Below are 15,089 nucleotides of genomic sequence, written 5' to 3' on the forward strand. Positions count from 1 at the left end.
GTTATGTTCATTGGCTTGAGGAGATGATGTTATGTTGACTATTTTAGGCTTTTTAGAATTACTCTAACCAAATATGTAAAGTTTTGTATCGAGATTCAACATTTCTGAGTTAATGCCATCAGTCATTACCAAAAGCAGCTATGTTGTAGGCAGAGTAGCTACTGCTATATCTAATTTGTTTGAAAAATCTGAACTTTAGGCTATAGGTGCTTTAGTTCTCTTTTCATATATTCCCAGACAATGCTAATTTTTTAATTGGGCTACTAAACCTAAAACACAGCTTTTATTAAGAGTGTTTTCCGTCCGCTATTTTTGTGGGGAACTTGTAGATAATATTAAGGTTGGTTAAGAATTGGCAACAATCAATTCATTTTTTATCACAAAAGAATTGATCCCCAAAAACTTATGCTGCGTTTTATGTAGTTTCCTGATACTAAATTGAAAATTTGGAATAATTGAAATTAGAGAAATAAAACATCGGTATATTCCCAGTCTATTCAGTACTGTCTCTACAATTTATACCAGCTTTGCGTAGGGATTTTAACTAGTACATCAACAGTACATAGACGTTTAATAATTTTGCCGAGATAGCATTTTAGATTCAGGGTTTGGCCATCTCTTAATGTAAATCATTTCTAGTTGGGTTTCATGGCAAAAGTACCACCTAGAACATTTACTCATGTACAAATTACTAACCGAATAATAGAGGAGATGAAATTTATGAAAACAGTAGTGAACTTAACACAACAATCAGTCTTAGGAGAGATTGAAAGTGTATTAGATACATATCCATATCATCCTTATCAACAAGCGTTTGCAATTCCTGACTTACGCCAAGAGTTAATCGCCTTTGTTCTCAGCCGAATTCCTTGTCTTTACTACACAATTGCCGAAGGATTACCCTTAGATGAAGCAGAAAAAGAGTGCTTACTCAACTATAAAAGACCTCGCAGTGCTTTAGAGCAGCAACTCCACGTACAAAATCTCATTCATCAAGGAATTTACGCGATTTTCAAAGACAAGTCAGACTGGATTAGTCATCATTTATGCGAAAAAGTTCAGCCTGGTTTAGAACCATCTCACTGGTTTGGCTGAAATTTGGTGAATGATGAGGAGTTGTTTTAACTCCTCTGGATTAACTTTTGACTTTTAGCTGATTTTTCAATTTATTAATAAATAGAGACTAGAGAAGGGGGACAAGGGAGACAAGGGGGACAAATAACAAATGACTATTGACCATTGACTATTGACCATTGACCATTGACCATTGACCATTGACCATTAAAATTTAACTAATCCTCAATATTTTCCAATGCATCAGGTTTATGTGCTGCTTCTTTCCCTGTTTTGTCACTTTTGACTAAATATTGGGGATTGTCTTTGTCAGCAGCAACATGATGTCCTTTAATATCTGTAGGGGAAGTTAATTTCTTTTCAACTTCGCCAGTGGTTTCACCTTGGGCTGTATTCCACTTCACCTTGTCGCCCTTGTTAAACTTTTCTGTCATAATTTTTCTTTGATGCTGTTTTATACCTGCTCATTATCTTGACTGCGCTAGGGTAATTAATCAGTCGCAAGATATAAAAACCGATAATCAATTACATTGCTTAATATAGTTCAATACGGTTCAGTTAAGGATAATTGTAGGTTGGGTTGAGGAACGAAACCCAACATTTCCAGGGGTTTGTTGGGTTTCACTACCCTTCGGGAAGCCACCTTCGGTGTCTACGTTCAACGCTAACTGAACCGTATTGTAATATAGTTGGGTTTTCTTGCACCCACCCACTTAGTTGTCGTACCGTACAGCTAATCACGAGAAAATTTCATACAAATTTAAATAGCTTTTGCGGCACATAAATACATTCTAGAGGGCATGGCAGTGCCATGCCCCTACAATCTGTCGCATTCTTTTTTCACGTTGGTATCACAACCTAACATGAAAATCTCTTTTCTCACACCTATTCCCTAGTCTCTAGTCCCTATTTTCCTGCCAGATTGCTATAATCATCACTCCTGTTGATCCTTGTCAATTGTGCTACACCTAGAGTTATTATCTTGAGGATGTGAATTGCAAACGGTTATTTAGGTCAGCTGTATGGCAGATGATAAAGCAAAAAAAATTCCCCTAGTTTTGCAGATTAAAGGGTCGGTTCTCAAAACAATAGCTAAAAATGTGATCCTATGTGGGGTTTTTGGCACTATTGTTTCCATACTTTACTATTTTAAACTTCCCGTTTCTCAACCTATTTTAGGCAGTGTAATTCCGAGTATTGTTTTAGGTTTATTACTGGTTTTTCGCACAAATACAGCTTATGAACGTTTTTGGGAAGGGAGAAAAAGCTGGGGTGCGATAGTCAATACCACGCGAAATTTGGCGCGACAAATATGGGTGAGTGTTGAGGAAGTTTCCCCGGAAGATAGAAAAGATAAAAAAACCGCTTTATATTTATTAGTAGCTTTTGCTGTGGCGACTAAATTGCATTTACGGGAAGAACCTGTAAATCATGAGTTAAAACAATTAATGCCAGCTTCGATGTATTTAGAATTAAAAATCATGAATAATCCTCCCATCGAGGTGGCATTTTGGATTGGCGATTATTTACAAGGACAATATAACCGCAATCGCTTAAATAGCTACCAGTTAATATCTATGCAAGAGTTATTGAATAATTTGGTAGATAATTTAGGAATTTGCGAGCGAATTTTAAGAACACCGATGCCGCTTGCTTATGCTATTCATCTCAAGCAATTGTTATTACTTTACTGTTTGTTGCTACCTTTTCAAATGGTGAGTAGTTTGGGGTGGTGGACGGGTTTAATTACTGCTTTAGTTAGTTTTACTTTATTTGGGATTGAGGCTATTGGTTTAGAAATCGAAAATCCTTTTGGTTATGATGCTAACGATTTACCTTTGGATACAATTTGTCAGACGATGAAGCGCAATATTGATGATTTAACTAGTCTAACTCCCAATATGCGATCGCACTTTGCTAATTTACCTAATAGCGAAGATGTCAGCCTGGGGAACTAAAGGTTATAAGCGCCGAATGGCAATTTCTAACCCCGCACAGACACCTGCGAGAAAATCTAAATCTAAAGTCGCGATCGCATCACTCGGTTTATGATAATGTGGATTGCGCATAAATGCCGTATCTGTGACCATAATTGCTGGATAACCTGCATCCCAAAACGGTGCATGATCGCTGAGTCTAGTTTGCCTGACAATTAAACCACGATTCGGTACTGGTAGCCATTGACTAGATATACCAGCTTGGCGAATACTGCGACTCATACTAAATAAGTCGGGTATTGTCCGCAGATTTCCAATTAAAGCAATAAAATCGCCAGTATTGGGGTAAAACTTCTCTAATGGTGGTGGATAACTTTGGCTACCAGGGGTAGAATCTTTATAGCCCAGCATTTCTAAAGATAACATCAAGCGTAAGGGTTGCTGTTGCTCGCGTAACAAAGCTGCATAGTCAGCACTACCCAGTAATCCGTATTCTTCCATATCAAACGCCACCAGCCGCAAAGGATATTTAGCTGGTTGCGCTGCAAATTTACTCGCCAATTCCAATAAAACCGCCACACCCGTAGCGTTATCATCTGCTGCAACTGTACCCGGTACACCATCGTAATGCGCACCAATTAAAATCGGCGGTAAATTTCGTTTTTGCCGTTTAGCTTCAGCCGGTAAATTTAAAATCAGATTTTGGCAGGTTTTACCCCCCGCTTCAAAGGTGTGGATTTCCACACTTCCCCATTGAGCAAATTGCTGTCGAATATATTCTTGGACGAAGAAATGTCCCGCCGTCGCCATGTAGGGATCGCGTTCTCGGGCAATTGCTGTAAGGTAAGTTTGTAGTCTGGTTTTTAAATCCAATTTTTTAACTATTCAACAGCTAGGCGGGAAAATTTAGAACGGAGAGGAGGACAATGTAAGGGAAGGAGAATGACTCATAACAAATGACCAGGACTTAGGCAAAAATTACCAAAAACCTTGATTTATTTAACCGCCTTCGCGTAGCGTCTCGCAGAGAAGACACCAAGAACGCCAAGAATTAGTAGAGTGTGCGTAAGTCCTAATGACAAATGACAAATGACAAATGACCAATGACCAATGACCAAGCACCTTTGAACACACCAACCATTGTCAATGTTATCCTAGTCTTGCAACTAGCTGCTTTCGCTAAAATCCCGATCCTTTCTACTTTAATAACGACTATTATACCTTTGACGGGTTTTACCCTAGAGGAAAAAGCTAGAGGCATTCTCGCCTAATCATAATATATATAGTAAGACACATTTAGGAGAAGAGTAACGCATGGGCAAGGTAGTCGGCATCGACTTGGGTACAACCAACTCAGTAGTCGCCGTGATGGAGGGTGGCAAGCCGGTGGTGATTGCCAATGCAGAAGGAATGCGCACAACCCCCTCCGTTGTTGGCTTTAGCAAGGAAGGCGAAAAAGTTGTAGGACAAATGGCACGGCGACAAACTGTGCTGAATCCCCAAAATACTTTTTTTGCGGTGAAACGCTTTATTGGGCGGAGATATAGCGAGCTAAATCCGGAATCGAAGCGGGTACCTTATACTATTCGCAAAGACGAAATTGGTAATATTAAGATTGCTTGTCCCCGGTTGAATAAGGATTTCGCTGCTGAAGAAATTTCGGCAATGGTGCTGAAAAAATTGGCGGATGATGCTAGTACCTACCTGGGGGAACAAGTTACAGGGGCAGTTATTACAGTTCCTGCTTATTTTAATGATTCCCAACGCCAAGCTACTCGCGATGCGGGAAGAATTGCTGGTTTAGAAGTGTTGCGGATTCTTAACGAACCTACCGCCGCTTCTTTAGCTTATGGCTTGGATCGGGGAAATACGGAAACTATATTAGTATTCGATTTAGGTGGCGGTACATTTGACGTATCGATTCTAGAAGTTGGTGATGGGGTTTTTGAGGTTAGAGCCACTAGTGGAGATACGCAGCTTGGTGGTAATGATTTTGACAGAAAAATTGTAGATTGGTTAGCAGAGCAATTTTTAGAAGCAGAAGAGGTAGACTTAAGACGCGATCGCCAAGCTTTACAAAGGCTGATGGAAGCGGCGGAAAAAGCGAAAATTGAACTTTCTGCTGTCAGCGTCACTGATATTAATTTACCTTTTATCACCGCTACTGAGGACGGCCCCAAACATTTAGAAACCCGCATCACTCGCGCTCAATTTGAGGATTTATGCGGCGATTTGGTAGCGCGTTTACGCACCCCAGTTAAACGCGCTTTAAAAGATTCTGGTCTTTCACCCGCAGATATTGAAGAAGTAGTATTAGTAGGCGGTTCTACGCGCATTCCCATGGTGAAGCAGTTGGTGCGCGATTTAATTGGGATAGAACCGAATGAAAACGTTAACCCCGATGAAGTTGTCGCAGTTGGTGCGGCGATTCAAGCGAGTATTTTGGCTGGGGAACTGAAAGATGTGCTGCTGTTGGATGTTACGCCGTTATCTGTGGGTTTAGAAACCATTGGCGGTGTGATGAAAAAATTAATTCCCCGCAATACTACCATCCCAGTCCGCCGTTCTGATATTTTCTCCACATCAGAAAATAACCAAAATACTGTGGAAATCCACGTAGTACAGGGCGAACGGGAAATGGCAGCCAATAACAAGTCTTTAGGACGGTTCAAGCTGTATGGTATCCCCCCAGCGCCGCGAGGGATTCCCCAAATTCAAGTATCATTTGATATTGATGCTAATGGTATTTTACAAGTCACAGCTTTAGATAGAACTACTGGTAGAGAGCAAAGTATCACTATCCAAGGTGCTTCGACTTTAAGCGAGTCAGAAGTTAACCGAATGATTCAAGAAGCGCAAAAATACGCTGATGTTGACAGAGAACGCAAAGAAAGAGTAGAAAAACGCACTCGCGCTGAAGGTTTGATTGGTCAAGCCGAACGCCAACTCAGAGAAGTAGCGCTAGAATTTGGAATGCAGTTTGCCCGCAGTCGTCGCCAACGCATTGATAATATATCTCGTGAACTCAAAGATGCATTAAAAGATAATGACGATCGCGCAATCGATCAAGCTTACGCCGATTTGCAAGATGCTCTGTATGAATTAAACCGGGAAGTCCGCCAGTATTATGCTGAGGACGAAGACGACGATTTATTTGGTACAATTCGCGATATCTTCACCGGTGGGGACAAAGAACGCGATCGCGATTCTCCCAGAGATTCATACTGGAATGATTCTTTTGGCAGAGGTGATTCTACCAGGGATTATGGCCGAGACTCCAATAGAGACTCAAACAGAGATTATGGCAGGGATTCTACCAGAGATTATGGTAGAGACGCCAACAGAGACTATGGCAGGGATTCTACCAGAGATTATGGTAGAGACTCAAACAGAGACTATGGCAGGGATTCTACCAGAGATTATGGTAGAGACGCCAACAGAGACTATGGCAGGGATTCTACCAAGGATTATGGCCGAGACTCAAATACAAATAGAGACTATGGCAGGGATTCTAACAGAGATTATGGACGAGATAATCGTTCCTCAGGCGATCGCTCTTCGCGCAAACCTCGCCCCAGCTACCAAGATAACTGGGATGATGATGATGACGATTGGTTGTAAAAAGAAAGGCAGGAGGCAGGAGGCAGAAGGCAGAAGGGAGGAAACTACCCACTTTTAAAGCGATCGCTGACAGATTTGTTTAAAATCCTCTTGGCAGACAAATGAATTATTTGCTATAAACTTCTGCCCTCTGCCCTTTATCTTCTGCCTTTGTGCAGTGAAATTGCATCAAAATTCGGATTTGGTAATTGGTAATTGGTAATTTGTTATTAGTCAGCATTATTGGGCAAAATAGCTGACAACTAACAGCATCCATCACTGATTACCAAAATCTCAAATCTAAAATTTAAAGTTGAATAACTGAACTATGCAAAATTTGCAGAATTTTCGCGATTATTACGAAATTTTAGGAGTACCTAAAGAAGCCTCAGGTGAAGAAATTAAAAAGGTATATCGCCGTTTAGCAAGACAGTATCATCCTGACTTAAACCCAGGAAACAAAGCTGCTGAGGAGAAATTTAAGGATATTGGCGAAGCTTATGAAGTCCTTTCCGATCCAGCCAAGCGATCGCAATATGACCAGTTTAGCCGCTATTGGAAGCAAAAAGGCTTTAATAAACAAACGCCCAAGGGGAAAGCTTGGGGAGATAATCGCCCTAATAACCGCACTCAAGAAGTAGATCCTAGCCAATTTGCAGATTTTGAAAGTTTTATTAACCAAGTCATTGGTGTTGGTGTAGGGCGAAAAAGCAGCAAAAATGGTGCAGCTAGCAACACAGATAGCGATCCGTTTCGTTCGACTAAAAGTAGAGTTGAGTACACAGTACCTAAGAGCCAACCTCGTCCCGCTCGTCGCGATATCGAAGCGAGATTGACTCTACCCTTAGAAAAAGCTTATGTTGGTGGTAATGAGCGCATTCGCCTAGAAGATGGGCGATCGCTAGAAGTTACTATGCCGATGGGAATGGTTACAGGTCAAACTATCCGCCTGCGTAATCAAGGTATTGGTGGTGGTGACTTATACTTAAAAATTACCGTCGAACCCCATCCTTTATTTAAACTAGATGGTTCTAATATCTTTTGCCAAGTACCTGTAACTCCCAGCGAAGCAGTCTTAGGGGGACAGGTAGAAGCGCCAACTTTAGATGGCCCTGTAAAAATGACCATTCCACCAGGGGTGAGATCCGGTCAAAGATTTCGGTTAGCAAATAAAGGTTATCCTAGTGAAGCGGGTAAACGTGGCGATCAATTAGTAGAAATTCAAATTGTCACGCCAAAAACTATTAGTGACGAAGAAAAAGAACTTTACGAAAAAATTCGCCAAATTGAAACCTTTAAACCTCGTGCAGATTTAATCGGTTTGGGATAAGACTGTGGATATTTAATAAAAAATAATTTGCTTGTGGATGAAGTAAAAATTCATCTATGTTTATGCGCGTGCATTTGTTGTTATATATTTTTATGTATTAGTTTAAATAGTGATTTATATTTAATAGACAGTTACAATTCAAGATTGTGTATAAAAAACTGAACAGATAATGAATTTTAAGGATATAAAACAAAAAATATACTCTATTATAAAAGTTGTTTCTCTTGTACTAATATCTAGCGTCATCGGCTTAGAATTAGGAAATATTTATTTAATTACTAATAATATTTATTTACCTAGCGCCCTAAATCCTATTTTTTGGATTGGTCGCTTTGCTGTTACTGCTCATTTAATTGAGGCAATTATTGCAGGTTTTTATGTTAATTCTAAACAGAAAATGGTAATACAATATGCTATTTATACTTTCTTTGTCGGGACAGTTGGGTTATTAGAATTATTTGATCAAGAAGAATAGAATATTTTATTTTTTCGCACCTATTTATACCAAGTGCAATTATATTGGCGACACATTAATATACTTTAAGAGGGCAAGGCAATGCCCATTGGTGTCAACTTAACGCGAAACCCTCTTTGTAGCAAGCTTTTTGCCCTCACCCCCAACCCCTCTCCCACCGGGAGAGGGGAGCAAGAGATTTAATTCCCCTTCTCCTGGGGGAGAAGGGGTTAGGGGATGAGGGCGAAAGTTTTTGTACAACACACGCCGTATATAGCTTTTAGCTTAAGTTGACACAGGTGGGCAATGGCTTGCCCCTACAGAACGCAAATGTCATAATTAAATATGATAAGATATGCGCTCTTATTTATCATTTGGTGATTGTTGACTCATCAGCAATTATCGAGCGATGTTACCAATTTGATTCCAAGCATTGACTACTTGCAAAAGATTTTGTGGTAAGTTCTTTTGAGAAGCGTCATTATATCTCACTGTGGCTTGGGTACTGGTGAGGGTATAGGTAATAAAATCAGCTGCGCCTGGGGGTGCTGGATAACTCAAATTTTTGTATTCACCAAAACGCGATCGCTTGATTATTTCCTCAAATTGTCGCACATGTAAAGGAGAAATGCGGCGCACGCTGCGAGAAGAATCGTTAGCATCGCCAACCCGCACTCTAATCAAGGTTCCATCTTTGAGTAAAACCGTTTCATAGGTGATAGCAGCAAAGCCACCACTAGAAATTTGGCGAAATACCACATCTTTATCTAAAGGTAATGGGATTTCATTTGCAGGAATTGGTACAGCGTCACCTGTATTGTTACCCGTACCGCTATCAGATATAGGATTATTGCGCAGTCGATTCCAAGCTTTGATGACATTGCGTAAATCGCTGGGTAACTGATCCTGAGAAATATTATTGTATTTAACAGTACCATCTACACTGGTGAGAGTGTAAGTTACATAATCAGCAGCGCCAATAGGTGCGGGGTAACTCAAATTTTTAAACTGTGTAAATCTGCTGCTAGCTAACAATTGTTGAAATTGTTGTACCTGTTGCAAAGAAACTCGGCGTACTCTGCGTTCGGAATCGTTAGCATCGCCAATTTTCACTCGAATCAAGCTACCATCGTCAAGTAAAACTGTTTCATAGGTAGCGCCAGTCAAACCCCCACTAGCAATTTGGCGAAATACCACATTTCTATCTAATGGTGGTGGGAGTTCGTTTTGGGGAATGGCAACTGCTGTGAGTTTACCACTATTTCCATTATTTCTATTCGGGCGATCGCGATTTACCAAATCGACTTGAGAACCAGTTTCATCGCTGAAAAACACCCAAGGACTAATTCTATTATTTGATTTAACAAATACTTCCCAACCAGATACTAATACAGGATCGCAAGGATTGGGAAATGTTGACTGTTCGCAACCCCTAGCAAATTTCTTCTGTTTATATGCAACGATGTTAAGTGTGTTGATAGGTAACCCGGAAACCTGGGAAGCTTGACGCAACACCGCATTTCTCACGGTTTGGGGTAATTGCTGACTTGTAGTTTGGCTAGCATTTTCATTTAACCTTATTGTAGAACCTGTCTCATCAGTGTGATACACCAGAGTTTGTCCTACAGCTGCCACCGCACCCACCGCTACCCGCCAACCTGGTACTATAGCTCTCAGACAACCTTCAGCAGCAGTACCTAATTCTAAACAGCCATCGTTCCAATTTTGTGGCTGCGCTTGAATAATTTTTAGCTGAGAAATCTGTTGTTGCAATTTTGTAGAAGCAGCTTGTAAAACCGCATTCCTCACAGATTGTGGTAATTGAGTAGTTGGGTTAGTTGTCGGATTTTGTGCTGTAGCTAGCCGGATAGAACTGCCGTTATTATTAGTGTGATAAACCCAGTTTTGTCTACCATCAGAAATCACAAATCGCCAACCAGGAACTATAGCTTGGGTACAAAATTCATCTGGTTGAGGTAGTTCTAAGCAACCATTGCGCCAATTGTGTTGACTGTAATCAGTTAGTCGCAGTTGATTGCGATTAATTCCCGTTCTGCGCGACGCATCTTGAATAACTGCATTTACTATTGAACGTGGTAATTTATTTTGTCTAATATTTTGTTTATTGACTGTGTTTGTCGTCTCTGGAGACTGCGCCAAAGCAGCAGCATTACTACTTTTAATAGATGTGAACCCGCTACCAACAGATAAAATTCCCGTTAACACTAAAGCAGTGAAAATCCTGGCGCGATCGCTGGTAGAATGATTACCCAAACAGCCTTTCATAAAATACCTCAATTGAAACCTATACCCTTTTAGGCTTGAAAACATTAAACCCTGACTAATAACTAATAACTAATTACTAATTACTATTGACTATTGACTATTGACTATTGACCAATGACCAATGACCAATGACTACTAGAAATTAAACAAGCGTCTATCTTCTGTTGCAGATGGGAAGATAGACGCCTATAAGTTTATAGTTTGTTCCTGAATTATTGGAGCTAGTACCACTATGCACAATTCGTATTTAGGCTTTCGCCGGGGTTGAAAATACTTTTAATGCAAGACTTTACTTTGACCATAGCCTCATGCTCAGTCAACTTAAACCTTAAAATCTACAATAATCCACAATTGTATTAAGCATTGAATATTTATTGATGGTTTGGCGCATCAAATTTGATATAGCTAATTTTTTGCCTTTTTAGGTGCAAATCTCACATTAATCTGATATCTGGATCGCTAGCGCCAAAAGTCTTAAGCACTAAGAGCTTGTTGTTCCACTGTCTGTGAGTTTGGGACATCAAATCTAATAGTACTGGCTGCCCAGTCTTTGAGATCGGGTGCTAACCAAACTAGTTTCCGCAGAATTTCATCATTTACCCACAACACCAAAGGACAATGAAACTGTTTGCGGAATTCATCTCGCATGAGATTGGTACTAATGATCAGTTCATTAATATCAATTACAGATTCTAAACCTCTGACCATCAAAACTTCAGGTTGAGCGACGCCGACTGTAGTTGAAATGGTTGTATAAAGTGTTTCAGTTGCCGGTGGTAGGACAATCTCTTGGATTTGTGCTGATGAAAACTCTGTTAACAGATTCAGTACTTGCTGTTGCCTATGGGCAGAATTGCAAGATACCAAGATTAATGAAAATGCACCAGCAGAAACCATCAATGCTCTTGCGAGTCGTTTGGTGGAGGCGATGGTACTCCCCATACCATCTTGTGAATTGTGAAAGCTGCTGATCATTATAAAATCCTGCCTTTGGTCTTTAAAAGTACCTTAGCCTTTTCAGTTTAATTCGCTCACCAACTAGTTATCCAATGTATTTATAGGTAAAATTCGATAACATTTTGTTTGATGACCTACAGTAATCATACGCATGATTTAATATTTGAGGGTGGAGTGTGTGACCCCGCATTTACGGAAAAATAACGTAAATGCATGTAATCGAAATTACAAAAAAGCCAAATTCACACGTTCATAGAGTAATTTATAGACAAAAATCCAGGTATGTTACATTACTTTGCCCGCAGCAATCAAAAATAAAATTAGAGATTTTTTTTGGTGAAAGATTCCATTAAAAGTGGTAATTATAAACTTACATCATCGGCAGGCACTCGTGACAACAATTGGTATAAATATTTAAAAAGCAATTTATTAAGCTATTAAACAGCAGGTATTAATGCAACTTTTGGTGGATGATTAAAGTCATGGTTTGTGTATGACAAAGCTTGTAACAAATGATGAAGAAACTGGTGAAGCAGTTAGCGACTGTTGTGAGATGGAATTTTTACCAAACTAGCAAGCGGGGATTATTTGCAATAATTGTAGTTTTGAGCATGATGGCGAGTCTCATGCTTTCTTTCCCGTTAAATGCTCAAACTCCCACTTCTTTACCTGTGCGATCGCCGGGAACGGAATTAAGAGGTGTATGGTTAACTAATATTGATAGCGACGTTCTCTTTGAGGGCAATCGTCTTAAATCTTCTTTACAAAAACTCAAAGAACTTAACTTTAATGTTGTTTACCCCACAGTCTGGAATTGGGGTTATACCTTGTATCCTAGCAAAGTTGCCGCCTCAGCCATAGGGCGATCGCTCGATCCCACACCGGGATTGCAAGGGCGAGACATGCTCAAAGAAGTAGTCGAAGAAGGACACAAGCAGAGTTTAAAAGTTATTCCCTGGTTTGAATTTGGCTTTATGGCTCCAGCCGATTCCCAATTAGCCAAACGTTACCCCCAATGGCTAACCAATCGGCGTAACGGAACGCGGATTGTTAAAGAAGGTACCCATGACCGAGTTTGGTTGAGTCCCTTTCGCCCAGATGTGCAAAAATTTATCCAAGATTTAATCGTGGAAATTGTTAAAAACTACGATATTGACGGGATTCAATTTGATGACCATTTTGGCTTACCCTCAGAGCTAGGCTACGATCCTTACACGATAGCCCTCTACAGAAAAGAACACCGGGGACTTGCACCTTCTAACAATCCAAAAGACCCAGAGTGGGTAAGCTGGCGAGCCAATAAAATTACCAACTATATGAAACAGGTATTTACAGCTATCAAAGCCGTGAAAAAAGACTGTATAGTATCTGTAGCGCCCAATCCGCAGCGTTTCTCTTACGAATACTTTTTAGCCGACTGGGAGAAATGGGAACGCATGGGATTAGTAGAAGATTTAGTTTTGCAGATATACCGTGACGATTTGAAGGTATTTGTCAAGGAATTAGAGTATCCCGAAGTTATAGCTGCTAAAAAGCATATCCCGGTGAGTATCGGCATATTATCCGGGTTAAAAGGTAAAACTGTACCCATACAACAAATTCAAACACAAGTACAAAAAGTACGCGATCGCAATTTTGCTGGCGTCGCCTTCTTTTTCTACGAAACCCTTTGGAATATGAGTAAAGAAAAACCTTTAGATAGGCAAACAGGATTACAGCAAATCTTCCCCAACAGCACAACCTACCCGAATTTACTCGCCGGCTGGAAACCTTAGAAAGGATGAAAACTCGCCCCGAAACGAATTGTTGCTGTTCATAGCCCAGGGTTTTTGATTGCCCAGCACCAACTGAAAGGTACTTTAAAATCTTGAACCCTAGGTATAGTAAGCATTTTCCGAATATCTTACCGAAAACTACACAGATATGCCCAATATCTTCCGGATTTGTACTTATCCAAAAGAGAATAGAGAATAAACCTATTGAATCATTTCTGGGCAAATGAGAGCAAATTTTTCCAATTTTGATAGATGGAAAATTTGCGCATCTATTGTCTATGAGAATATCTGATAGCCAAGTTTTATTGTTGGCATAAATTCTCATGCAAAAAAGATAATAAATGTTTATTTAATCAGAGTGATAGAAGAGGTGTAACTACAGATTATATAAGCTTTGCTTCCTTCATTTGCTCCTATGCGGCTTATGTAATTTTTTCTAGTTAATCAAGTTGAGCCAAGCCAAAAATATTATTATGACAACCAGAATTTTTCGGGGAACTAATTACACTGTTGAATCATTGAGAGGAAGTGACCAAACTTTTAAAACTAAACAGAAAAATACTTGGTTAGAAATTATAGGTACGAATAATATCATCAGTACTGGTAAAGGTAATGATGTCATTTTGGCAAACCTTAGATTCACGGGTATTGGTAATTATCCTCCTTATGTTGGCCCCGCAATCTTTTATGATGGTTATGATGGAATACTTGAATCATCAAAAAGAGGTACTACCATTATTGACACTGGATCTGGCAATGATTATGTTGCTCTAGGAGAGGGTAAATATATTGTCGATCTCGGCCAAGGGAACAATATTCTTGATAGTGGTGGTACTTCCAGTTATATATCAGCTGGAAACGGCAATAACATTATTCAGGTGTTAACAGTTGATAATTGTCAAATTAATCTTGGTAATGGTAATAACTCAATTTATTTAGGAACAGGAAATGTTTCTGTATCCACAGGTTCAGGAAATGATTTGATTACTATAAATATTGATGGGCTATTTGGAATTTTAGGTGATGTCCTCTTTGACGAAGCAGTACCTTATAAACAAATTATCAATGCAGGAAACGGGGACAACCTGCTTAAGGTAGCCGTATATGGAGAAACAAGTATTACGACAGGATCGGGGAAAGATTTCGTTTTAGCCACCTCTGCAAATACCCAAATTCTTGATAAAGAGCCTAATTTAGATTCCGTCGATATTCTCACGGGAAGTGGTAATGACACAGTGATTACTCTTGGCACTAAAAGTTTCATTAATGCTGGTACTGGAGATGATTTGATATTTTCTGGTATAGGAGACGACACGATTTATACTGGAAGTGGTCGTGATGTTGTTAATCTCCGAAGACAAACTTTTTTTGCTCCCAGTCCCATCCAAGACCTTGAAGAAATATACGCTTCAGAAACCACTGTTCAAGGGGGTGGTAACGATACTGTTTATCTTGGAAGCGGTCATAAAACAGTTATTTTGGGAAGCAGTGGCTTTGCTACAATCTATGGTTTTGGCAAGAATGATAGTTTAGATGTCAGTGGGTTAAATGCCAGTTTCACACAAATAGGAAATGACACACTAATCAGTTCAGGTGGTAATTCTTTAGGAATTATCAAAGAATATACAGGTTCATTAACTTTGGTCTAATAGTTAATCTTCATACAGAATTGGTAT

Annotated in this window: 12 protein-coding genes; 8 read left to right on the top strand and 4 right to left on the bottom strand. The window is 39.7% G+C overall.

All coding sequences use genetic code 11. From position 1 onward, the window contains the following. Window positions 1-720 precede the first annotated feature (720 nt). Complete coding sequence (locus tag H6G08_RS17595) at window positions 721-1,095, top strand: hypothetical protein (protein WP_190545213.1); 375 nt, start codon at window positions 721-723, stop codon at window positions 1,093-1,095. A 197-nt stretch (window positions 1,096-1,292) separates the two neighbouring features. Here the strand turns inward: H6G08_RS17595 and H6G08_RS17600 are convergent, their stop codons facing one another. After that, window positions 1,293-1,508, bottom strand: coding sequence for a hypervirulence associated TUDOR domain-containing protein (locus H6G08_RS17600; protein ID WP_190545215.1), 216 nt, complete (start codon window positions 1,506-1,508; stop codon window positions 1,293-1,295). Window positions 1,509-2,096: 588 nt separating this feature from the next. On the opposite strand from H6G08_RS17600, the gene H6G08_RS17605 reads away from it, so the two are divergent. Beyond that, complete coding sequence (locus tag H6G08_RS17605) at window positions 2,097-3,032, top strand: bestrophin family protein (protein ID WP_190545217.1); 936 nt, start codon at window positions 2,097-2,099, stop codon at window positions 3,030-3,032. A 3-nt stretch (window positions 3,033-3,035) separates the two neighbouring features. On the opposite strand, the gene H6G08_RS17610 is transcribed toward H6G08_RS17605, so the two are convergent. Beyond that, on the bottom strand, window positions 3,036-3,884 hold the full coding sequence (locus H6G08_RS17610) for a M28 family peptidase (RefSeq protein ID WP_190545219.1): 849 nt from the start codon (window positions 3,882-3,884) through the stop codon (window positions 3,036-3,038). Window positions 3,885-4,114: 230 nt separating this feature from the next. Between H6G08_RS17610 and H6G08_RS17615 the strand changes: the two genes are divergently transcribed. From H6G08_RS17615 to H6G08_RS17630, 4 genes are all read left to right on the top strand, one after another. Further along, window positions 4,115-4,282 (top strand): hypothetical protein, encoded by a 168-nt coding sequence (locus H6G08_RS17615; RefSeq protein WP_190545222.1) that lies wholly within the window; start codon window positions 4,115-4,117, stop codon window positions 4,280-4,282. 43 nt (window positions 4,283-4,325) lie between these two features. After that, window positions 4,326-6,632 carry a molecular chaperone DnaK gene (gene dnaK, locus H6G08_RS17620; protein WP_190545224.1) on the top strand — a complete coding sequence of 769 codons (2,307 nt, stop codon included), beginning with the start codon at window positions 4,326-4,328 and terminating at the stop codon, window positions 6,630-6,632. Between the two features lie 307 nt (window positions 6,633-6,939). Next, complete coding sequence (locus tag H6G08_RS17625) at window positions 6,940-7,941, top strand: DnaJ C-terminal domain-containing protein (RefSeq protein ID WP_190545226.1); 1,002 nt, start codon at window positions 6,940-6,942, stop codon at window positions 7,939-7,941. Between the two features lie 169 nt (window positions 7,942-8,110). Next, window positions 8,111-8,416, top strand: a complete 306-nt coding sequence (locus H6G08_RS17630) for a hypothetical protein (protein WP_190545228.1) — start codon at window positions 8,111-8,113, stop codon at window positions 8,414-8,416. Between the two features lie 378 nt (window positions 8,417-8,794). Here H6G08_RS17630 and H6G08_RS17635 read toward each other — a convergent pair whose 3' ends face one another. After that, window positions 8,795-10,681 (bottom strand): DUF8738 domain-containing protein, encoded by a 1,887-nt coding sequence (locus H6G08_RS17635; protein ID WP_190545230.1) that lies wholly within the window; start codon window positions 10,679-10,681, stop codon window positions 8,795-8,797. Window positions 10,682-11,155: 474 nt separating this feature from the next. Beyond that, a complete protein-coding gene (locus H6G08_RS17640; RefSeq protein ID WP_190545232.1) occupies window positions 11,156-11,656 on the bottom strand; it encodes a hypothetical protein in 501 nt (166 codons plus the stop codon). A gap of 497 nt (window positions 11,657-12,153) precedes the next feature. Between H6G08_RS17640 and H6G08_RS17645 the strand changes: the two genes are divergently transcribed. Further along, entirely contained in the window at window positions 12,154-13,413 is a 1,260-nt protein-coding gene (locus H6G08_RS17645; RefSeq protein WP_390625610.1) for a glycoside hydrolase family 10-like protein, read from the top strand. A gap of 473 nt (window positions 13,414-13,886) precedes the next feature. Further along, window positions 13,887-15,062, top strand: a complete 1,176-nt coding sequence (locus tag H6G08_RS17650) for a calcium-binding protein (RefSeq protein ID WP_190545236.1) — start codon at window positions 13,887-13,889, stop codon at window positions 15,060-15,062. Window positions 15,063-15,089: the final 27 nt, after the last annotated feature.

This window comes from Calothrix anomala FACHB-343, from assembly GCF_014696435.1.
In the GTDB taxonomy this organism is placed as follows: domain Bacteria; phylum Cyanobacteriota; class Cyanobacteriia; order Cyanobacteriales; family Nostocaceae; genus Aulosira; species Aulosira anomala_A.